Origin of the sequence: Bradyrhizobium altum, from assembly GCF_020889705.1 — a bacterium.
Taxonomy (GTDB): domain Bacteria; phylum Pseudomonadota; class Alphaproteobacteria; order Rhizobiales; family Xanthobacteraceae; genus Bradyrhizobium; species Bradyrhizobium altum.
In genome coordinates, this window is sequence record NZ_JACMYP010000035.1 from 26,701 (window position 1) to 48,411 (window position 21,711).

Consider the following 21,711-nt stretch of genomic DNA (forward strand, 5'->3'; position numbering starts at 1 on the left):
CCACCGGCCGCAGCGAGAACAGCCGGCCGATCTCGTTTCGAAAGACAGCAAGAACCGTCGTCATGGTGCGCCGCCCTCGCTGGAGCCCCGCATCTTCCAGACCCTGAGCGTGCTGATGCTGATGAGCGCGATCACGAAACCAACCAGCACCAGTATTGGCTTCCAGGACAGATCGAGCGGCGTTCCCCGGATGGTCTGGTCGATCCGGGCCATCAGATACCAGGTGCCCGGCAGCAATTCGCCATAGCCATAGGCGAATTGATTCATGCCGAGCCGGGGAAAGCCGATGCCCATAAATCCGAACGCCGGCGCCGTCAGCAGCGTGGCAATGCTGACCGCCACGGCCGCCTGCCGAAGCAATAGCGCGAGCAGTGCCCCGATGAACTGGCAGGCCAGCACGAAGAGGACGCCGGCGAACACAAGCAGCGCCGGATCGCCCCGCAATGGCAGCTCGAGAAAGCGGAACAGCACCGCGTCCGCGATCCCGAGCATCGACAGGAACAGGATCGTGTATGGAAGCATCTTGCCGAACATCGCAGGCACGAGCCCACGACCCAATCGACGCAGGACCGCGAAGCGATGACGGGTCTCGACGTCGAGGCCGACGGCATAGGCCATGGTCGTCACCACGAGGGTCTGCAGCACCGCCGGCAACAACGCCGCAAGCAGGAAGTGGACGTAGTTCAAGGTCGAATTGAACAGCGCGTGGGTTTGCAGCGGGATCGGCGTGATCGCGGCCTGCGCCTCCTCCACCGGCTGCCCTTCCGCGGTTCGCAGCGAGATCCGGATGCCGGCGGCAACGGTCGGTATTGCGGCATTTGCGCCGCGCAGCACGAGGTTACCGACCGTGAACGTCTGGGTGTTGTAGAAGAACACGACCTCCGGTCGGCGTCCGGCAAACACGTCGCGCTCGAGATTTCGTGGCAGCATCAACAGACCGCGGATCTTGCGCGCAACGATGAGATGCCGCCCTTCCGATAATTCCGCCACGTGCAGCACGGCTGCGGTATCCGGCGTGGCGTCGACGGCGCGGATGACGGAACGCGAGAGTTCCGAACCATCCAGGTCGAGCACGGCAATCGGCAACCGTGTTGCGAGCCCGGCGCTCAGGATCGCCGTCAGCAACAGCATCAGGCCGAGCGGGATCACGACAGTGAGCATCAATAAGAGCGGGCGCCGGCGCAGCCAGGCCAGTTCGCGCCAAAACACCAGCGAGAAGCCCGGACGCTCGCGGTCTCGGCGCTGCATGTCAGCGCCCCCGTGCCGACCAGGCCGCGATGGCGCTCATGCCGGGCCGCAGCCCGTCGACCGGCTGCACGGGCTTTGCGCGCACCTCGAATGTCCGCAGGTCGAAGTCGCCGGTTGCGCGCGTGGCCCGCCAAGTCGCGTACTGCCCCTGAACGTTGATCATCGTGACGCGCACAGGAATGACCTGCGACTTCAGGGCCGGCACAGTCACGTCGAACCTGTCGTCGACCTTCAACCCGGCGAGCAGGTCCTCGCGGAGGTTAAAGGTGAACCAGAGATCGCCCATGTCGATCAGCGAGAACACCGGCGCGCCGGCGCTGAAATTCTCACCGAGTTCAGCGACGCGGCTCGTGATCTGCCCCGAGGTCGGGGAATGCAGCGCAAGTTCGGCGACATCGACCTCGCGCTGGTTCAGGTTGGCTTCGGCCTGCTTGACCTGCGCCCCCGCCAGCGCCTTCTCCTCGTCACTCGCGCCCTTGATGACGAGATCAAGCGCGGCTTTCGCCGCCTCGCGCTTGCGCGTTGCTGTCTCCAGATTGCGTGTAGCCTCATCGACGCGCTGCTGCGGGGTTGAACCCGAACTGATTAGGCTCGTCTGCCGGTCAAATACCTCCTTGGCGAGAACGACGTCGGCGTCGGCCGCTGCGAGGTCAGCTTTGTGAGCGGCGATATTTTCAGGGCGCGTGCTGTAGACGCGATCGAAATCGGCCCTGGCGACCGCGAGTTGGGCGTGCGCGGCTATGAGGGCCGCCTTGAGCTGGGGGCTGTCGAGCTCTGCAAGCAGCACGCCTCGACCGACCGTGTCGCCGACGTCAAAGCGCAGTTCTGCCACCCGTCCGTTGACGCGAGGACTGACATCTACCCGGTTGGCGGTGACCTCGCCCTGGACAGTCAGCGGCGGTGGTCGGGTTGCAAACCACAGGAAAGTGCCGAGACCAAGCACGGCCCCGGACAGGACGATCCAGCGGACAGTTTTCAAGGCTGCGGATGAGGCGCTCATGGTGCGGATTTCTGCTTGCCGGGGTCGATGGGACGGGGCGCTTCCGTGATCAGCCGCGAACTGCGTTGGCCGGTCAGATACGACCACAGCCATTGCGTCTGCACCCTGAAGCGGTTCTGAAGCTGGGGTAATGCGAGCACGTGGAGCACGGCCCACACGACCCAGGTCGCGAAGCCGCTGGTGCGCAAATGACCGGCCTCCAGGATCGCGAAATTCTTGCCGACAACCGCCATGTTGCCCTTGCTGCGGTAACGGAACGGGCGGCCGTCCTTGCGTCCCGTGACGCGATTGGCGATCAGCCGGCCGACGAACCCTCCCTGCTGGATCGCCGCCTGCGCGACACCCGGCACCGGGTGGTCGTCCTGTGTCATTGATGTCGCATCGCCGGCCACGAACACATCGCCAGCTTCTCCGATTTCCATGTAGGGACCGACCAGCGCGCGTCCCGCCCGATCGGTCTTGGTACCGAGCATTTTCACGACCGGTGACGCCGCCACTCCAGCGGTCCACAGCACGGTGGCGCTGGCGATGCGCTCGCCGCCGGCAACAACGCCCTGCTCGTCGACCTTCTCGACTTTCAGGCCGGTCCTGACCTCGACCCCGAGCCGCGCGAGCCGCCGCTCGACCTTCCCGGACAGGGATTCGGCGAACGTCGGCAGGATACGATTGCCGCCATCGACCAGGACGATCCGGCTTCGCGCCGGATCAATGCTGCGAAAATTGTCGCGCAGTGTAATCGAGACCATGTGGGCAATCGACGCCGCCAACTCGACGCCGGTTGGGCCCGCCCCGACCAGCACGAACGTCATCTGGCGAGCCCGTTCGGCGTCGTCTTCTGTCGCTTCAGCCAATTCGAAGGCGCTGAGGATCTTGGTGCGGATCGTCTCGGCCTCGTTGAGGCTCTTGAGGCCCGGCGCGTACAGCGCGAACTCGTCGTGCCCGAAATAGCTCGGGCGCATCCCCGCTGCGACGACGAGGTAATCGAATCCAAGCTTGCGAAGACCAAGGCCTGGATGGATCGCCTCGACCGTGCGCCCACTCAGGCTGATGCCGGTGACCTCGGCCAGCACCACGCTGAGGTTCTTCTGCCTGGCTTCGAGCTGGCGGATCGGCGTCGCGATTTCCGACGGGGCCAGGACCGCAGTCGCGACCTGGTACAGCAGCGGCTGGAAGATATGATGGTTGCGCCGATCGATCAGAATCACCTCGGCATCGACCTTCCTCAGTGCACGCGCGGCGGCGATCCCGGCAAATCCGCCGCCGACGATCACGATGCGCTTGCGCCTCGATTGCAGCTCGGCGTCCGGCGTGCTCTTCGCTTGCGAAAGATTCTCGGTCAAAACGGTGCTCATCGGCGTCCCTGACGATCTTTCCTGCTGAGGCCGTCTGCCCATTGTCCGAGACGAGATACTTCGGCTTGCCCCTCCGCGCTTGAACGGGGTTGCCAAGCCTAGAACGCTCTTGCCGCGTTCGAACCGGTTCTCGGTTCCGACAAGGTTGGGGCGGACTGGAGGAACTGGCTGCGGGTTAGACACTACGCGGCAAGAACGTCCCGCTGCGGTCAAACCGATGCACGCACTCCATCGCCCGGATCGGCATATCAGGCAGCAACAGTCGAAAGCTGCCCCGGAAGAGCAAGCCTCACCGGCGTCTGCCACCAGATCATGCGAGGTCCGCGATGTCCTTTGACCCTGTGCTGCTATCGCGTATTCAGTTTGCCTGGGTGATCGGCTGGCACATCCTGTTGCCGGCCTTTACCGTGGGCGCCGCGTCCTTCATCGCCGTCGTGGAAGGCCTGGCGCTGAAGACCGGGCACGAGGTCTACGTCCGCATCTCGACCTTCTGGATCAAGATTTTCGCGATCGCCTTCGGCATGGGCGTGGTGACTGGCATCATCATGCCATTCCAGTTCGGCACCAATTGGAGTCGGTTCGCCTCAGCCGGCGCCAATGTGCTGTCCCCCCTGTTCGCCTATGAGGGCTTGACGGCCTTCTTCCTTGAAGCGGCATTCCTCGGCGTGCTGCTGTTCGGCCGCAAGCTGGTCCCGCCCTGGGCGCACTTCGTGGCGGCCGTCATGGTGGCGCTGGGAACGCTGTTCTCGTCGTTCTGGATCCTGTCGGCCAACAGCTGGATGCAGACGCCGGCGGGCTACGAGATCATCAACGGCCAGTTCTATCCGAAGGACTGGATCGAGGTGATCTTCAATCCGTCGTTCCCCTACCGGCTGGCCCACACCGTCATTGCCTTCTTCACGACCACCGGCTTCGTGGTGCTCGGCGTCGGCGCCTACCTGCTCCGCCGCAGCCGTTCGGTGGCGGAGTCGCGCACCATGCTATCGATGGCGTTGTGGATGTTGACCGTGCTGGTGCCGCTGCAGATCGTCGTCGGCGACCTGCACGGTCTCAATACGCGCGACCATCAGCCGGCAAAGCTCGCGGCGATCGAGGCGCGCTGGGATACGGCGCGGCGCGTGCCGTTGACGCTCTTCGCCGTGCCCGATGACGAGGCGGAGCGCAACAAGTACGCGATCGAGATTCCATGGCTCGGCAGCCTGATCCTGACCCACGACCTCGACGGCCAGGTGAAGGGCTTGAAGGACTTTCCGGCCGATCAGCGTCCCCCGGTCGCGATTCCGTTCTTCGCATTCCGTGCCATGGTCGGCTGTGCCGGCGTGATGTTCCTGCTGGTCGTGGCCGGCGCGTGGCTGCGTTGGCGCGGGCGGCTCTATGACACGCCGCTTTACCTTCGGCTGTGCCAGTACGGCATTCCGCTCGGTTTTATCGCCGTGATCGCCGGCTGGTTCGTCACCGAAGTCGGACGCCAGCCCTGGACGATCTACGGGCTCTTGCGCACCGCGCACTCCGTGTCGCCGTCGCTCACGGGTCTCGACGTGACGCTGTCGCTGCTGGGCTACATGGCCGTGTACCTGCTGATCTATCCGTGGGGCCTCATCCTCATGCTGCGGCTGGTGCGCAGAGGCCCCTTGGAGACAGCCGAGGCAGTCGCCATCGAGGCGGGACGTCCGGCCGGCCCCGTTCTTGCACCCGCAATCGCCGTAGCGAAGGGAAAAACGCTATGACCCAGGTTCTCGATCTTGTCCCGATCTGGACAATCATACTCGGATTGGCCGTATTCTTCTACGTGCTGCTCGATGGCTTCGACCTCGGCGTCGGAATGCTCTATGGCCTGGCGCCCGGCACCGGTGCCCGAAACACCATCATGAACTCCATCGCGCCGATCTGGGACGGCAATGAAACCTGGCTGCTGCTTGGCGGCATCGGCCTGCTGGCTGCGTTTCCGGTCGCATTCGCCGTGATCATTCCCGCGGTCTACTTTCCCATCCTCGTGATGCTGCTCGCGCTGGTGTTCCGCGGTCTGGCGTTCGAATTCCGTTTCCGTGACGCCGAGAACAAGACGTTCTGGGATCACGCGTTCTGCTATGGATCGGCCATCGCAACGTTCGCCCAAGGGCTCGTGCTGGGCGCTTTCATCCAGGGGTTTTCCGTCGTTGACGGGCAATTCGGCGGCACCTCGTTCGCATTCTTGACCCCGTTCTCCGTCCTGACCGGCGTTGCCCTGATGTTCGGCTACGGCCTGCTCGGCGCTGGCTGGCTGATCCTGAAAACCGAAGGCGACGTCCAGGCCGCAGCGCGCCGCCATGGGCGGATCTGTCTCGCGGGCGTGGCTGCCGCGATCGGCATCGTCTGCATCTGGACGCCGATGATCAGCCCGATGGTCGCAGCCCGCTGGTTCGACTGGCCGAACATGTTGCTGTTCGCACCGGTGCCGGTGCTTACGACCGCGGTCGGGTTCGTTACCTGGCGCGCGCTCAGCGGCAGAGCCGAGGCAATGCCCTTCCTCGGCGCGATCGGGCTGTTTCTGCTGTCCTATCTCGGCATCGCGATTAGCCTTTATCCGATGATCGTTCCCTATCAGTTGACGCTGTGGGATGCCGCCTCCTCGCCGCGCACCCAGGCCTTCCTGCTGGTAGGCACACTGTTTCTGCTGCCCGTCATCCTGACCTATTCCGGCTGGTCCTACTGGGTGTTCCGCGGAAAGGTACGAGCCGACATCGGATACCAGTGACGGGGATCTGCGGGAGCTGCTGCCGTGCATCGGATAACCTACTCTCACGGAGTTACGATCGAGGCATCCAGCGGTCAGACCTTGCTCGACGCCTCGATCGAAAACCGCGTTCCGCATCACCACCAGTGCGGCGGTCAGGCGCGCTGCACGACCTGCCGCGTTCGGATTCTCGACGGTCTCTCGCAGGTCTCGGCGCGCACACCACTCGAGGAGCAAGTCGCGGCACAGCGCGGCTGGGACGACTTCACGCGTCTCGCCTGTCAGACCAGGATATATGGTAACGTCGTTGCACGCCGGCTGTTGCAGAGCCCGCAGGACGTCGTCGTCCTCGACCTCGACGAGTTAGGCGCGAGTTCGGGAGCCGAGGAGCGAGAGCTGGATGTCGCCGTGCTCTTCTGCGACATACGCAACTTCACGAGCCAGACCGAACGCAGCCTGCCCTACGACGTCGTCTACTTCCTGAACGGCCACTTCGCCGCGGCCGCCGAAGTGGTGCTGAACAACAACGGCTTCATCGACAAGTATATCGGGGACGGCTTGCTTGCAGTTTTTGGGATCAGGGGCGAGGCACCCGCGGTCGCGTGCCGCAATGCGGTTCGCGCTGCGATCGGGATGCAAGACGCCGCAACGCGGCTCTCTCCGATCTTCGAGCGCGATCTCAACATTTCATTACGTATCGGCATCGGCGTGCATTTTGGCCCGGCGATCCTGGGCCATGTTGGCCATCCGGGAAAGCGGCAGATCACTGTGATTGGCAATACCGTGAACGTCGCCAGCCGGATCGAGCGCATGACAAAGCAGCTCAATGCCCCAATCCTGCTAAGCGACAGCGTCGTCACCCATTTGTCCGGCGCACTTCGTCTTGGCGTCTCCAACAAGCTTCGCCTCAAGGGTACTTCCGAAGCGGCCCTGCTGCACGCCTGCGATGGCTTCATAAGCCCCGATCCGATTCACCTCGTCCAATCGTCCTTCCATCGGATCGCGCCTCGCCTGATCGCGTTCGGCGAACGCTTCTACACCATTTTGTTTGAAGCCAACCCGGAGCTGCGTCCGTTGTTCAAGAACGACCTTGCTGCCCAGCAACGCATATTGGTGTCGATGCTGAGCTCGCTGGTCAAGGGACTAAACCGGATCGCGGACATCAAAGGCGGCGTGCGGGAGCTGGGACAGCGTCATTGCCGATATGGAGCTTCCATGAACCACTACAACAAGGTCGCTAGCGCTCTGCTGCTGACACTGGTGGAGTTCCTCGGCGATGAATTCAGCCCCGAGATGCGCGCCGCCTGGATTGCCGTATTTGGTACAATCTCGAGCCTCATGATCGAGGGTGCACAGACGGTTGAAGCCGCTCCCGTGGCCTGACCGGGATGTCCCCTTCTGATTGCTGCACTGCGTGAGGCCGGCCTCGCCCCGCAAGCAGGGCGAGGCTGATCAACTCAGGTGCCTTCAAACTTGAACGACACGTTCAGCTTGGCACGATAGGCCTCGACCTTGCCCTTGGCGTCCAGTTGTACGTCGAGCTTGATGACCTCGGCGACACGAAGATCCCGCAGTGACTTTGCGGCCTGCTCGACCGCGTTGGCGGCGGCCTTCTCCCAGGAATCGCTGCTGGTACCGATCAGTTCAATGACCTTGTAGACGCTCTCAGGCATGTCGTCCTCCGTTCGGTATGAAGCAGGGCGCAGATGCTCCCTGCCGGCATCAAGCCTAGCACCACGATGTCAATGCCGAAAGGACGCGGCGTGGTGGCGGCTGCCTGCAAACGTTGGCCAGGCCGTCATCTGTCCGACGGCGCGACGGCAATTTCGCCAGTGCAGGACGATTGAGACAAATCTGACCAAGCGTTTTGCCGTTGGACAGGGTGAGATCGCGGCAAGCGCCCTGTGAAGTCGTACAGGTTGTTCTGATTGGTGCAGCCCGCCGACCGGGTTGAGCGCGACAAGAATGCCTCGGAGAGATGACCATGAAACGGCTTTGGCTTTGTGTGACGGCAACGAATTGCATTGTGGCCCTGACGCCCGCAGCATATGCGCGCTCGGCCTATGACGGGTCTTGGGATCTCCTCTTTGTGACCCAAAGCGGCGGCTGCGATCCGAGCTATAACTTCACGGTCAATGTTTCCAACGGCGTCGTGACGCACCCCAACCTGGTGAAATTCAGGGGGCACGTCGCGAGATCGGGCGCCGTTCGCGCTTCGGTAACCGTTCATGAGAAATACGCCGCTGGCACGGGCCGCCTGTCCAATACCACGGGCCGCGGCACATGGCGCGGCCACTCCGGAAGCGCACAGTGCCTGGGCTATTGGACCGCGCAGCGAAACTAACTCCTTCCGCAATGAATCAGCTGCGAAACGCAGCAAAGACGTCCTCGAATCGGCAAGCGCCTTCGCGATGCCAAGCTGCATCGGCGCAAAACTTGCCCAGGTTCTTACAAATGCGCGGGGACAGTCGCATGATCGCCCAATTGACCCTGATAGAGCGGCAGCACGCAATCATGATCAGCGCGGCTATCGCCCTTCTCGGCGGCCTGATGATCCTGGCCGGCCGGGACGACCTCATGGGCGTTCATGGTGCTCTGATTTCTGTCGCGAGCATCATCATGATCTTCCGCATCGGCGGGAGCTATTATGCTCCGCCGCCCTCCGAAGATCGCCTTAGGCACTACTATGACGATCCGAGCAAGGTCGGCATTGTCCTCTCGATGATGTGGGTAGTCGTCGGACTCGCGGTTGGCGACTGGGTCGCCTGGCAGTTGGTCAATCCCGATCTCACCTTCGGCGCCGGCTGGTCGAGCTTTGGACGGCTTCGACCGGTCCACACCACGTCCGTGATCTTCGGATTCGGCGGCAATGCGCTGATCGCGACATCGTTCTACGTGCTGCAGCGAACCTCGCGCGCCCGCCTGCCGGACCAGGTGACCCCCTGGTTCGTGTTGTTCGGCTACAACCTGTTCTGCCTACTCGCCGTCACCGGCTACATGATGGGCATTACCCAGTCCAAGGAATACGCCGAACCGGAATGGTACACCGACCTCTGGCTGGTCGTGGTGTGGGTCACCTATTTCATTCTCTATCTGCGCACACTGGCCCGGCGCAAGGAGCCTCACATCTACGTATCGAACTGGTACTACATGGCGTTCATTCTGGTGGTGGCGATGCTGCATATCGTCAACAACCTCGCCGTGCCGGTCTCGCTCGGTCACGCCAAGAGCTACTCAGCTTTCTCCGGCGTGCAGGATGCGATGACACAGTGGTGGTACGGGCACAACGCGGTCGCATTCTTCCTGACCGCCGGCTTCCTCGGCATGATGTACTACTTCCTGCCGATGCGCGCCGGTCGACCGATCTATTCCTACCGGATGTCGATCATCAGCTTCTGGGGAATCACGTTCTTCTACATGTGGGCCGGATCGCATCACCTGCACTTCACCGCACTGCCGCAGTGGGTCCAGACGCTCGGCATGACATTCTCGCTGATGCTCCTGATCCCGTCCTGGGCTTCCGCCGGCAACGTGCTGCTGACGCTGAACGGTGCCTGGGACAAGGTCCGCGACGACGCCACGTTGCGCTTCATGATGGTCGCTGGCGTGTTCTACGGACTGACGACCTTCGAGGGATCGTTCATGGCGATCCGCTCGGTGAATTCGCTGTCGCACTACACCGACTGGACGATCGGCCACGTTCACGCCGGCGCGCTCGGCTGGGTGGCCATGATCACCTTCGGATCGATCTACGCGTGCGTGCCCTGGCTGTGGAAACGCGAGCGGATGTACTCGCCCAAGCTCATCGAGGCGCATTTCTGGCTCGCGCTGGCCGGCACCGTCATCTACGTTTTCGCGATGTGGAATTCCGGCATCGTCCAGGGACTGATGTGGCGGACCTACAATGAGAGCGGCACGCTCGCTTATTCCTTCGTCGACACACTGGTCGCGATGCACCCTTACTACATCGCGCGCGCAGTCGGCGGATTGCTGTTCCTGATCGGCGGGTGTCTCGGCGCCTACAATGTCTGGAAGACGATCAAGCTGCCGGGCACGGCTGCTGAACATGCGGGTGATCTTCCCCAGCCCGTCGTGCTCGGCGCGGGCATCCCGCAGGCCGCGGAGTGAACATCATGTCGTTGTTCGGATTTCACTACCGGCTCGAGAGCAAGGCGATCGGCCTCACCCTCGGGATCATCGCGGCCGCGAGCATCGGCGGGATGGTCGAGATCGCACCCCTCTTCACCATCCACCAGACCGTCGAAGACGCGCCCGGTATGCGGCTCTACACGCCCCTCGAGCTCGCTGGACGCAACATCTATATCCGCGAGGGCTGCTACGCCTGCCATTCGCAGATGATCCGCACGCTGCGCGACGAGGTCGATCGCTATGGCCCCTATTCGCTCGCGGTCGAGTCGAAATACGACCACCCGATGCTCTGGGGATCGAAGCGCACGGGTCCAGACCTCGCCCGGATCGGCGAGAAATATTCCGACCAATGGCACGTCGCCCACCTGAACAATCCGCGCGATGTGGTGCCGGTCTCGGTGATGCCGGCCTACGGATGGCTGCTCACAACGGAATTGCGCACCGACGATCTTGACCTTCACCTGAGGGCCCAGCGCAAGGTCGGCGTACCCTACACCGACAACATGATCGCCAACGCCGCAAGCGACGCATACGCGCAGTCCAACCCGGATGCGCCGCAAGCGGACGGTGTCATCAAGCGTTATGGCAAGGCCACAACATTGCGCGCATTCGACGGCCAGCCAACCCGCCTGACCGAAATGGACGCGTTGGTAGCCTATCTCCAGGTGCTTGGGCATCTCACCGACGCGGCGCGCAAATCGATTGCAGAGGTGGAGGCCGGCCAATGATCGTCGAGCACGCGTTCCTGGTCGGCTTCTCGAAGTCGTTCGGGCTGTTCTACCTGATCGCCCTGTCGGTCGCTGTGGCGATTCACGCGATGAAACCGTCGAACAAGCAACGATTCGACGAGGCGGCCCGATCGATCCTTCGCGATGAGGCAGAACCATGGCGGTAGAGCACCCAGATCGTGACGCCTATACGGGCTATCTCACGACCGGTCACGAGTGGAGCGGCCTGAAGGAGCTGAACACGCCGGTCCCGCGCGTGCTCTATTTCTTCCTGACGTTGGCGTTCCTGTTCTCGGTGGGCTACTGGGTGCTGATGCCGGCATGGCCGCTCGGCGTAACCTATACCAAGGGTCTGCTCGGCATCGACCAGCGCAAGCTCGTCGCAGTGTCGCTTCAGGATGCCGCACTCGAACGCAGCGTCTGGACCAAGCGGATCGAGACCGAGGATTTTGCTGCGATCCAGTCTGACGCACGTCTGATGACGATCGTGCGCGAGACCGGTCACACCCTGTTCGGCAACAATTGCGCGTCGTGCCATGGCGCCGATGCCAAGGGCGGTCCCGGCTTTCCGAACCTGACGACGAACTCCTGGCTCTGGGGCGGCAAGCCCGAAGATCTCTTCAACACCATCCGGGTCGGCGTCAATTCCGCGCATCCGGACACGCATGTCTCACAGATGCCGGCATTCGGCCGCGACCAGATGCTGCCGCGCCAGGACGTCATCAAGGTGGCGAGCTTCATCTACTCCTTGTCGCATCCGCGCGCGGATGATGTCGATCCAGCGACGATCGCAGCCGGCAAGGCGATCTTCGCCGCAAATTGCGTGGCCTGCCACGGAGCTGACGCAAAGGGCAATCCGGAGCTCGGCGCGCCCAATCTGACCGATCGCTTCTGGATCTATGGCGGCGATTTCGACACCATCGACACCACGGTGTGGGGCGGACGGCAGGGCCACATGCCGAGCTTGGAAAGCCGGCTCTCTCAGCTCGACCGTAAGATCCTGACGCTCTACCTCGTCGACAAGAGGATACCGCCCGAATGACCGACCTTGCCTTCGAACGACGGAGCGGCAGGGCGACCGTGGCGCTCTGGTCCCTGATCGCGTGCGGCGTGGTCGCCGTGCTGGCCGCCAATGCGCACTTGCTTTATGTCGCGTCGAACTCGCAGCCGCCCTGTGTCGACCACCTCCGCCAGAACGAAGCCGGTAGCGAACCGGGCCTCTACCGCGCGGCCAGTTCGTCCTGTTCGCCGTCCGCCGGCCGCCCTCCTGCACAAGGAAACGAGCGATGACGATGCTCCCTTCCGTCGCGCCGCCGCTCCCGACGGTCAACAAGTGGGCTCGGCCATTGACGATGGCCGATCCGGTCAAATGGCTGGCACAAGGCTGGCGCGATTTCGTCACGCAGATGCCACTGAGCCTGGCCTATGGCGTGCTGATCCTCGCGATCTCCCTCATCCTGGTGTCGGGCCTGATCGCGCTCAGGCGCGACTACATCCTGTTTCCGGTCTTCGCGGGCTTCATGGTGATCGGCCCGATCCTGGCCGTCGGGCTCTACGAGAAGAGTCGACGGATCGAGGAAGGCCTGCCGGTGCGCTGGCAAAACCTCTTTTTCGTCAGGCCGCGATCCGGCGGCCAGATTCTGTTCACCGGCGTCCTGCTCTGCCTGCTGATGATCGTGTGGATCCGTGCGGCCGTGCTGATCTATGCGCTGTTCTTCGGCATGGTGGCATTCCCCGGACTCGACCATATCGCGCCGATGCTGTTCACATCAGGCACCGGCTGGGCGATGCTGACCGTCGGCACTCTCGCCGGTGGATTGTTCGCTGCCTTCTCTTTCGCGATCAGCGCGTTCTCAATTCCGATGCTGCTCGACCAGCGTACCGACGCGCTGACCGCGATGGGCTCCAGTATGGCCCTGGTCTGGAACAATTTGCGCGTCCTTCTGGTGTGGGCCGTGATCGTGCTCGTGTTGTTTCTTGCAGGTCTCGGCACGGGCATGCTCGGACTGATCGTGATCTACCCCCTGCTCGGTCATGCCACCTGGCACGCCTATCGTGCCGTGCAGCCGGAGGAGGCTTGACCGCGAAACTGATGGAGCTTCCCGATGAGCTGCTGTGCCCCTGGCGCCGAACTCTACCTTCAGCAGGTCAAAGCCGTTGACGACGAGATCCTGCTTGCAAGCCGGACCGTCCATGACGATCTCCGTCAGACCGACCTGTCGGTGCCCGACATCCATTGCGGCGGTTGCCTGCAGCAGATCGAGACGGCCCTTCGCAAGCTCGAAGGCGTGGCGGAAGCACGGGCCAATCTCTCGACCCGCCGCGTCACGGTTCTGTGGCGCGGCGATTCACCGCCTCCCCTGATCCCGACGCTGACAGCGATCGGCTATCGGGCCCATATCCACGATATCGACTCCGGAAAGCAGGACGCGGCGCTGGCGCAATTGCTGCGCGCACTGGCGGTTGCGGGCTTCGCCTCGACCAACGTGATGCTGCTGTCGGTTTCGATCTGGGCGGGAGCGGAAGCGGAGACGCGCGATCTGTTCCACTGGATATCGGCGCTGATCGCGCTTCCGACGCTTGTCTATTCCGGCCGGATTTTCTTCCGCTCCGCCTGGCGCAGCCTGAAGCACGGCCGGACCAACATGGATGTCCCGATCTCGATCGGCGTCCTGCTCACCTTCGCCATGAGCCTGTACGAGACCCTTCATCATGGACCTTACGCCTATTTCGACGCGGCGGTATCGCTCCTGTTCTTTCTCCTGATCGGCCGGACGCTGGACCATGTCATGCGCGAGCGGGCGCGGGAGGCGGTTGGCGGGCTGGCGCGGTTGGCCGCGCGCGGCGCACTCGTCCTGCGGCCCGACGGCAGCCGCGCATATCTGCCGGTTGATGAGATCGAGTTAGGAATGACCATCCTGCTGGCGGCCGGCGACCGGGTCCCAGTCAATGCGCGGGTGCTCGAGGGGGTCTCCGAGCTGGATTATTCGCTTGTGTCCGGCGAGAGCGCCCCGCGGCCAGCCATCGAGGGTGCGGAGCTGCAGGCGGGCATTCTCAATCTATCGGGACCACTGACCGTCGTCGCGACCGCCACGGCTGATCACTCGTTCCTGGCCGAGATGAGGCGGATGATGGAGGCTGCGGAAACCGGCCGATCGGCCTATCGCCGGATCGCCGACCGCGCCGCACGGCTTTACGCGCCGGTGGTTCACTCGGTTGCGTTTCTGAGCTTCGTTGGCTGGATGATCGCGACCGGCGATGCGCACCGGGCCGTCACCATTGCGATCGCGGTCCTGATCGTCACCTGCCCGTGCGCGCTTGGCCTCGCCGTTCCAATGGTGCACGTTGTCGCCGCGGGGCGGCTGTTCAACAAGGGCATCATGATCAAGGACGGCAGCGCCCTGGAGCGGCTCGCCGAAATCAACATCGTGGTCTTCGACAAGACCGGCACGCTGACTGCCGGCCGGCCGCGGCCTACGGCGAGCGGCCGAACCGATGCCGATATCCTGGGCCTCGCCGCTGCGATCGCGATGCACTCGCGCCATCCCTATTCGCAAGCGGTGGCCGCGCTGGGCCCCGACGGTCGACAAGCCGTCTTCGACGCGGTGTCGGAATTTCCCGGCAAAGGTGTCGAAGCAAGACGCGGCGGCCACGTCTATCGCCTGGGACGTCAGGACTGGGCCGTTACCGGAGGCCAAAGCCCCGCGAATGATCGCGATGCGACCGTGACACTTGCGATCGACGGCGTGGGCACTACCCATTTCCGCCTCGACGACACATTGCGCACTGGAGCGCGAGAGGCCCTCGCCGAGCTCAGAGGATCGGGAGCGTTCGTGGAAATCCTGTCCGGCGACCGCGAGCCGCGCGTGCGCGACATTGCCCGACAACTTGGTTTGACCTGGACGTCCGACGCCGGACCGTCCGACAAGGTCAGACACGTTTCAGCATTGAAGCAGGCCGGCAATACGGTGCTGATGGTCGGGGACGGACTGAACGACGCACCGGCGCTCCGCGCGGCCGATGTGTCGATGGCGCCGGCGTCGGCTTCCGATATCGGACGCAACGCCGCCGATCTCGTATTCTTGCACGATAGCCTCGAGGCAGTTCCTGAGGCGGTCGCGATTTCGCGCGCGGCGCGTGCTCTGGTCCGGCAGAATTTTGGGCTGGCGATCACCTACAACATCGTGGCGATCCCGCTCGCCGTGCTCGGCACGGTGACGCCACTTCTTGCCGCGGTCGCCATGTCGCTTTCATCGGTGACGGTTGTCGCCAATGCGCTGCGGCTTGACGGCCGGGCGCAACGCGAACCGCGGGATGTCCTTCGGGCGGCAAAGCCCGTGATACAAAGCCCGTGATACTCGGGATGCTCAAATGATCGATTTCTTCTTTCTCGTGCCGATCGCGATAGGGTTGGGGCTTGCCGGCCTCGCTTCATTCATGTGGACGCTTCGGAACGGCCAATACGATGACCTCGAAGGTGCAGCTGAGCGGATCCTGTTCGAAAGCAAGCTCGGTCCGGAATAGCCAATCGTCAGGCGGCGAAAGACGCTCCGGTACGGAGGGCGCGATAGCGCTGCGAAGCAGATACTGTTCACGGCAAGGAACACGGCGGCCCAGGCGAAGCCTGGCTAGGGAGCACATCGCTCCCCGCCCGGACAATCCGATTCTAGTTCTGCAGCAAGCGGTACCCTCCCGCGAAGGGCAGAACAGGATTGTCCGTTTTGCTCGCCCAATTATCCCATTCTACGACGGGCACGTGATCGACCTGTGCCATCGAATCTACGCGTTGTATCGAATGGCGTGAACATCAACGGGAAAGTCGCACAGCAAACTAGCCGTGGGACGTCCCGATCACAGAGAAACGTCGCACGAGCCGCCTTGTTCTCGGCACCCCTCCGCGAAGGTCTTGGAAAATAAGGATTTTCCTTTGGTGGGCGCACCAGGGCTCGAACCTGGGACCCGCTGATTAAGAGTTCAAAACGGGCGCCTCTCTACGATTTCTGAATCTACGCCACGCTACGACAGCGGCCAAGAAGGTCTTTTATTTCTAGGGACTTGTCACATAGCTTCGCAGTCCAGCGAACCCAGACCTTCAAACACCTCGGCTCGCCAAAACCGTTTGAAAACCGTTTTAGCAGTTCACATCCGCCCCCCATGACCGACATTCGCATTGCTCTCAGCGACAAGGCCATCGCTCAGCTACCGACCCCTGAAGATAGATGGTATCTGGCTCGCGACACCGAGTTGAAAGGCTTCTTCGTGGTCGTGGGGAAGCGGAAAAGGACCTTCACTGTTCAAGGTGATCTCAGACAACGGGGAAAGCGGGCCTCTTCCATAAGAGTGTCAATTGGAGATGCCACCGAATTAACGACTCGAGCAGCTCGCGCAATTGCCAAGGAATACCTTGCTCAAATCAGCAAGGGACAGCACCCGAAAGCGAAGTTAGACGAAAAGGTCGGGCAGGCCGAGGCCGATGGGAATAGTGCCGTAACGGGCGCTACCCTGAAGCAGGCTTGGCAACGCTATTTGGAAGCCCACCTAATCCGAAAAGGCCGTAGCGAGAAAACGATAAGTGGCTATCGAGATCACGTCGAACGTCTCTTTTCGCAATGGCTTGATACCCCTCTGCTCGATCTCGCGAACGATCCGGGTCGCGTCGCCAAAAAGCATGATGAGCTTACCCGCGAGAACGGTCCCTACATGGCGAATGGCAGCATGCGGACGCTGCGGGCCATCTACAATCATGCTCGAAAGACCAATCGATCGCTGCCGCGTGACAATCCCGCGGATGCCGTCGATTGGAATCAGGAGGAGCGCAGGAATACCGGTATGGGCACAGGCGATTTGAGAGGTTGGTTCATGGAGTTGGCGAATCTAGATAATCCGATCCGGCGCGAATTCCATCTTTTCACATTGCTGTGTGGGTCTAGGCCAACTGCATTGCAGCAGGCTAAGCCAGAACACATCAATTTTCGCCGGCGAACGCTCCATATCCCTAAGCCCAAGGGAGGCAGCAAGCGAGCGTTCGATATCCCACTGTCTCGGGAAATGATCCTGAGCCTCATTCGAGTGCTTCGCTTCGGCAGGCAAATGCATCCGTCTCAGGCGCAAGAATGGCTATTCCCAGCTGAGAGCGCCTCCGGACACCTGGCGGAAACTAAGGAGGATCGAGATATTTTGTCAAAGTGGGGCAATGACCTTCGTCAAACATTTCGGACAGTTGCTGCCGCTGCTGGCGTTTCCGAATTCGACGCCAAGCTTCTGATGAACCATTCAATCCCTGGAGTGAATGCAGGCTACGTCACTCGACACAAGCTAGTTGAAGACCATCTGCGCAGCCAACAACAGGCCATCAGTACCGTCGTGTTTTCCGCAGTCGGTCAGTTGCGCACAGAACAGGGAGCTCTGATCGATTGGCTTGGTCACCGGGGAAGCCGAAGAGCTGTGAGCAAATTCCGATCGAAGCAAGAAAGCATTCGGCAGGCAGCGTAACCTCAAGCCAGCTCGCTCGGGTTCCGGGCGCTTCTGCCCAGTCACACGTCGGGGGGGCGAGTCACTGGTCCGCAGTTCATCCCGGCTGCCTTTTGGGGCCCATAAAGCTTGCCGTGCGTCGTTTCCAATCAGCGCTTCGTCTCCCTCGGATACGGTTCGCTCGTGGCCCTGTGAGACTTTCGGGGCCAGCCGAAATGTCCAGTTTGCGCCCGCCAAGAGCTGCCACATGAGACTGGCCTGCCCGGTTAGCAATACAGGTCATTGCCAGGATAAGCACGGGTCGGACGAACGATCGTGGAACAAGCACGCCGGGCGGTGCTAACATGGAGGGCTAATCGCTCGGCACTTTGAAGCCGATCTGCACCGCTATTGGAGGAATCTATCGGCCTCAGCAGCAAGCCGTTAGTCTCCAAAGGCGAATAGACGTTGTAAGCCAATGTTCACCTGAATCACGGGGGTGAGAATGAAGACGATCTTGGTCGCGATCCAAAACATTGCGCTCATGACATCCGTACTCGAAGCGGCCGCTCGTCTCGCGCAACGTACCGGCGCCTACATCGAAGGCTTTCCGCTCCGGTTCGGTATCCCTCAATACTTAGTCGCAGAATTAGCAGCCGGCATCCCTTTGGATTCTTACAATGCGAAGAGCCAGGAAGATTTAGCCGAAATGCACCGGTTGTTCGAAGCGTTCATGCTAACGCATGATATTCCTCCAGCCACTGCAGGCTCGAGCCGACCATGTTTCGGCTGGTTGGAAACCGCGCCTGAGGGTGAAGACTTTGTCGGAAGCTATGGGCGTGCTTTCGACGTCATTGTAATGTCGCGCTCCGACGTTGATGCTGCCGGCCCGAACCGGCGCGCCATTGAATCCGCACTCTTTGAGAGCGGTAGACCCGTTCTACTGGCGCCACCAGACGCGCCAAGAAGCATCGCGACAAACATTGTGATCCACTGGAACGGTAGTACCGAGCAGGCTCGGGTCAACGCTTTTGCTATGCCGTTGCTTCGTCTGGCAGAGAGGGTAACGGTGCTAACCGTGATTGGCGGACAAGGGGTACCAGGCCCATCTGCCGATCAGATAGTTCGACAATTGCTGTACAACGACATTGCCGCCAAGCTAGTGAGCATTGAACTGGAAGACCGCAACACTGGTGAGGCGGTCCTTGATGCCGCCAGAACACAAGGCTGCGATCTGTTGATAAAAGGAGCCTTTACCCGCAATAGGCTGCGGCAAATGATATTCGGTGGCGCGACCAGTTATATCATGGAGCACGCGGATTTGCCCGTCCTAATGGCGCATTAGAACTGCGCGCATAATTCGCTACGCCTCCGACGCAACGCGGCGCGAGTGGGCATAGAACTGCTTTCTACGGCAGCTCGCTCAACGCAGGAGCGTATCTTCCTCGCGTCCAGTCAGCCACGGCAATTCCTTAACGCCTTTGGCTCGATCTTGATCGACAAGAGATCCATTGGATATCCGCTTCCACTGAGTTTATCGAGCCGGACCACCGTCAGTTCGCGGAGGCCGTCTGCACCGCGATCTTGTTCTGCGCGATGATGGCTTCGGCCCGCGCGAGATTTTCCAGTAGGCGCTGGCTGGTCAAAACAAGGAAGTAATAGCCGAATAGCGGGTTCTGGAAGTAGATCTCGAGCAGCTTTTCATAGGTGATGGTTAGAACGTGGCCATCCTCGATACATTCGATCGTCGCGGTCCGGCGGTTGTCAGGTGTGAGGAAGCCGAGTTCGCCCATCAGGCGGCCCGGCGGAACATCGACGTTGATTTCGACGACCCGGAATCTGCCGGTAACTGTCAGCAGCATTTCGTTGGCTGCGTCACCTTTCTCCATCAAGATATCGCCCTTGCGATACTTGCGCTGAGTCATGAACGGCTTGAGCCACTCCATCGAGATGTCGCCCTGTGTTGCGGCGCGCGCCTTCTTCACGAGAGCGAGCATTTGACGAAGGCGGTAGGCGTCGATGGGAACCATCAAGAGATAAAGAAGAAATGTCGTGACGGCTCCAGTGAGCGCACCGAAGATGGCGAAGAATACGCAACCGATCATGTTAGCGACCCGGAGCGGCACCATGGTCTGCGTCAGCAGGGTGGCGACAAAGAAGATCGCGCCGCTCGGGATCCTGCCCGAGGTCGCCTCGGAAAATTCGCCGCTCAGATGCGAGTCGTTTCATGCTGAGGACGATCTGCTAAGCGCGACGGGATCGCGGCTGACACTCAGCACATCGTGCTACCGCACATGCCAGAAGACGCGAGGCTGCGACTTGGCGAGCGATGGTGGCTCGGCAATCAATAAGGTGCTGATGGCGGGATTGCCCCGGCCATTTCCGCTCCTGTAGCCTGTTGGAATGCCCCCCTCCACCGCCGTAGCCCACGCCCCGATCCCACCGCCGAGACAGCCCGCTTGATGAAGGTCGCCGAGGCGATCGTCCACGAGATGGACCGCCAGGGCGTCGCCGAGATGTTGGCCAATCGAGGCTTCCAGATCCTGGGGATCTGGCCGAGGTCGTCATCCGCGCCGCCGACGGCGACGTCGTACCCTTCCGGAGGCCGTGAATGCCAGACGACGACCCGATCAGGATCCAGCGACACACGACCGAACGCATCCCGGATTCAGGCAGCTACGGCGTGCACTTCGCCGACGGCCAAGAGCCGGGTCTACTTCTATTTTCGACGACAACGCCGGGCGCCGGTCGATCCGACAAGTAGACGACAGCGAGACTGCGTTGGAAAAAGCCAGGGCGTTTGCACGAGCCGAGTGGGACAAATGGCCGAAATAGAGGTCGACACCGGCCGCTACGAGCGGGAGCACGGCCACCCGCCGGCCGGCCACCGGTTCTGGCACTTCACCCTGGTCTCCGAGACCGGGGCTCTGCTTTACGAGCTAAAGCTCAACGAGCAGCTGGTCTACCCAGCGGCGCTGGAACGGGCCCGCGCCACCGCCGAACAGCGCAAGGCCTTCCGGATCATCGTGGAGCCGTAAGTCCTACAGGCGTCAACGCTGAAATAGGCCATTTGATTGGAACGATGCATAGCCGGGAAAATTAGGAAATCGGGTGAAGGCACACACGGTCCTGCCCCGACCACCCTCACCGTCAGTCCCAGCGCTCTTCCCCCGGAGCGCTGGGACTTATCGTGAATAACGTTGCAAAAAAGGGCGCTCGGCAGCTCTAGTTCGTAATGAATGTCCTGCTACTTCCCGACCAACTCCGCCCTGCGGCCAGTACTATCGATGGGCGCGGCACTCGGTTGCTTGCATTCAGCGCTAGATCGAGTCGACACCGGCAGGAATACAGCGATCCCGGGTGATCGGCTGACACGACGCGTCCACTTCTCAACAGCCCCGACACGCTGTAGCCATGTCCTGTTCCGCGCCTCAACACATTGATAATTTGCGCGGCGACCCTCGTCCTGCGCTCTAGTCGGGATGGGCTCGAAATCTCGGGAGTACATGTTCGGAACAACCGTTCGACATCTGGCCGAACGGGCAGTTGAGGCGCGGAAGGACGCAGACTCGCTCGCCTGCCAGGAACGCCCGCATGCTCGCCTTCCAGGGGCCGGCCCAGCCGTCCCCGGCCCTCGGTGACGCGCTCAACGCCGGTTATCGCCACCTCGAAGTGAAGTGCCTCGGATGCGACACCCATCAGACAGTCGCACTGGACATTGTCCGGCGCCCGAAGTGGACGCCGATCCACGAGCTGGAGCGGTACATGCGGTGCAAAGAGTGCTCGCGTCGGAACGCCCATCCGTTCAAGCGCAGCCATCTGGTGGCATTGCGGACCACCAAGATCTCGACCATGAACCCGCCGTCGACCTGGTGGCCGGGAGAGCGATAGAAAACCCAAGCCTTCTTCACCCATGTTAAAGCGGAGAGCAGCTTTCGCGGCTTAGGTTGGTCGATGACCTCGCTTTACACTCAGGGGCATCTTGGCTCGGCAGAACGAACCGACTGAGCCTAAACAGGCCGACATTTGGCGGGTCCTATTTTCGTTTGGGGTGACCGCAGCCGTGGGGGT

General features: G+C 61.8%; 19 protein-coding genes and 2 pseudogenes. 16 read left to right on the plus strand and 5 right to left on the minus strand.

All coding sequences use genetic code 11. From position 1 onward, the window contains the following. Positions 1–60 precede the first annotated feature (60 nt). The 3 genes from H8B02_RS12390 to H8B02_RS12400 are packed head-to-tail and all read right to left on the minus strand — an operon-like array spanning position 61 to position 3,600. Entirely contained in the window at positions 61–1,248 is a 1,188-nt protein-coding gene (locus H8B02_RS12390) for an ABC transporter permease (RefSeq protein ID WP_229166492.1), read from the minus strand. A gap of 1 nt (position 1,249) precedes the next feature. Further along, a complete protein-coding gene (locus H8B02_RS12395) occupies positions 1,250–2,248 on the minus strand; it encodes an HlyD family secretion protein (RefSeq protein ID WP_229166493.1) in 999 nt (332 codons plus the stop codon). After that, a complete protein-coding gene (locus H8B02_RS12400) occupies positions 2,245–3,600 on the minus strand; it encodes an NAD(P)/FAD-dependent oxidoreductase (RefSeq protein WP_229166494.1) in 1,356 nt (451 codons plus the stop codon). The genes H8B02_RS12395 and H8B02_RS12400 overlap by 4 nt, the downstream gene beginning before the upstream one ends. Before the next feature lie 326 nt (positions 3,601–3,926). On the opposite strand from H8B02_RS12400, the gene H8B02_RS12405 reads away from it, so the two are divergent. The 3 genes from H8B02_RS12405 to H8B02_RS12415 are packed head-to-tail and all read left to right on the plus strand — an operon-like array spanning position 3,927 to position 7,696. Then, the gene (locus H8B02_RS12405) at positions 3,927–5,327 is read left to right on the plus strand and encodes a cytochrome ubiquinol oxidase subunit I (protein ID WP_229166495.1); all 1,401 of its coding nucleotides are present in this window, start codon (positions 3,927–3,929) and stop codon (positions 5,325–5,327) included. Beyond that, on the plus strand, positions 5,324–6,334 hold the full coding sequence (cydB, locus tag H8B02_RS12410) for a cytochrome d ubiquinol oxidase subunit II (RefSeq protein WP_229166496.1): 1,011 nt from the start codon (positions 5,324–5,326) through the stop codon (positions 6,332–6,334). The genes H8B02_RS12405 and cydB overlap by 4 nt, the downstream gene beginning before the upstream one ends. A 24-nt stretch (positions 6,335–6,358) precedes the next feature. Beyond that, the gene (locus H8B02_RS12415) at positions 6,359–7,696 is read left to right on the plus strand and encodes an adenylate/guanylate cyclase domain-containing protein (protein WP_312000841.1); all 1,338 of its coding nucleotides are present in this window, start codon (positions 6,359–6,361) and stop codon (positions 7,694–7,696) included. Between the two features lie 74 nt (positions 7,697–7,770). Here the strand turns inward: H8B02_RS12415 and H8B02_RS12420 are convergent, their stop codons facing one another. Next, a complete protein-coding gene (locus H8B02_RS12420) occupies positions 7,771–7,986 on the minus strand; it encodes a dodecin family protein (RefSeq protein WP_229166498.1) in 216 nt (71 codons plus the stop codon). A 311-nt stretch (positions 7,987–8,297) separates the two neighbouring features. On the opposite strand from H8B02_RS12420, the gene H8B02_RS12425 reads away from it, so the two are divergent. The 11 genes from H8B02_RS12425 to H8B02_RS12475 all read left to right on the plus strand — a co-directional run bounded on the left by H8B02_RS12425 (position 8,298) and on the right by H8B02_RS12475 (position 18,985). After that, complete coding sequence (locus H8B02_RS12425) at positions 8,298–8,657, plus strand: hypothetical protein (RefSeq protein WP_229166499.1); 360 nt, start codon at positions 8,298–8,300, stop codon at positions 8,655–8,657. Between the two features lie 128 nt (positions 8,658–8,785). Beyond that, the gene (ccoN, locus tag H8B02_RS12430; protein WP_229166500.1) at positions 8,786–10,441 is read left to right on the plus strand and encodes a cytochrome-c oxidase, cbb3-type subunit I; all 1,656 of its coding nucleotides are present in this window, start codon (positions 8,786–8,788) and stop codon (positions 10,439–10,441) included. Positions 10,442–10,446: 5 nt separating this feature from the next. Next, entirely contained in the window at positions 10,447–11,190 is a 744-nt protein-coding gene (gene ccoO / locus H8B02_RS12435; protein WP_229166501.1) for a cytochrome-c oxidase, cbb3-type subunit II, read from the plus strand. After that, on the plus strand, positions 11,187–11,357 hold the full coding sequence (locus tag H8B02_RS12440) for a cbb3-type cytochrome c oxidase subunit 3 (RefSeq protein ID WP_229166502.1): 171 nt from the start codon (positions 11,187–11,189) through the stop codon (positions 11,355–11,357). The genes ccoO and H8B02_RS12440 overlap by 4 nt, the downstream gene beginning before the upstream one ends. Then, positions 11,348–12,232 (plus strand): cytochrome-c oxidase, cbb3-type subunit III, encoded by an 885-nt coding sequence (gene ccoP, locus H8B02_RS12445; RefSeq protein WP_229166503.1) that lies wholly within the window; start codon positions 11,348–11,350, stop codon positions 12,230–12,232. The genes H8B02_RS12440 and ccoP overlap by 10 nt, the downstream gene beginning before the upstream one ends. Beyond that, positions 12,229–12,480: a hypothetical protein gene (locus H8B02_RS12450; protein WP_229166504.1), complete on the plus strand. Its 252-nt coding sequence runs from the start codon at positions 12,229–12,231 to the stop codon at positions 12,478–12,480. Before ccoP ends, H8B02_RS12450 begins: the two co-directional genes overlap by 4 nt. After that, on the plus strand, positions 12,477–13,271 hold the full coding sequence (locus H8B02_RS12455; protein ID WP_229166505.1) for a DUF2189 domain-containing protein: 795 nt from the start codon (positions 12,477–12,479) through the stop codon (positions 13,269–13,271). The genes H8B02_RS12450 and H8B02_RS12455 overlap by 4 nt, the downstream gene beginning before the upstream one ends. 24 nt (positions 13,272–13,295) lie before the next feature. Further along, entirely contained in the window at positions 13,296–15,545 is a 2,250-nt protein-coding gene (locus H8B02_RS12460; protein ID WP_229166506.1) for a cation-translocating P-type ATPase, read from the plus strand. A 16-nt stretch (positions 15,546–15,561) separates the two neighbouring features. After that, positions 15,562–15,714, plus strand: a complete 153-nt coding sequence (gene ccoS, locus H8B02_RS12465) for a cbb3-type cytochrome oxidase assembly protein CcoS (protein ID WP_229166507.1) — start codon at positions 15,562–15,564, stop codon at positions 15,712–15,714. Between the two features lie 630 nt (positions 15,715–16,344). Beyond that, the gene (locus tag H8B02_RS12470; RefSeq protein ID WP_229166508.1) at positions 16,345–17,682 is read left to right on the plus strand and encodes an integrase family protein; all 1,338 of its coding nucleotides are present in this window, start codon (positions 16,345–16,347) and stop codon (positions 17,680–17,682) included. Between the two features lie 463 nt (positions 17,683–18,145). After that, complete coding sequence (locus H8B02_RS12475) at positions 18,146–18,985, plus strand: universal stress protein (RefSeq protein ID WP_229166509.1); 840 nt, start codon at positions 18,146–18,148, stop codon at positions 18,983–18,985. 208 nt (positions 18,986–19,193) lie between these two features. Here H8B02_RS12475 and H8B02_RS12480 read toward each other — a convergent pair. After that, positions 19,194–19,808 (minus strand): annotated as a pseudogene (locus H8B02_RS12480) (Crp/Fnr family transcriptional regulator); the annotation flags it as partial. Between the two features lie 294 nt (positions 19,809–20,102). On the opposite strand from H8B02_RS12480, the gene H8B02_RS12485 reads away from it, so the two are divergent. Further along, on the plus strand, positions 20,103–20,678 hold the full coding sequence (locus H8B02_RS12485) for a hypothetical protein (protein ID WP_229166511.1): 576 nt from the start codon (positions 20,103–20,105) through the stop codon (positions 20,676–20,678). A 444-nt stretch (positions 20,679–21,122) separates the two neighbouring features. After that, positions 21,123–21,531 (plus strand): annotated as a pseudogene (locus tag H8B02_RS12490) (hypothetical protein). Positions 21,532–21,711 lie beyond the last annotated feature (180 nt).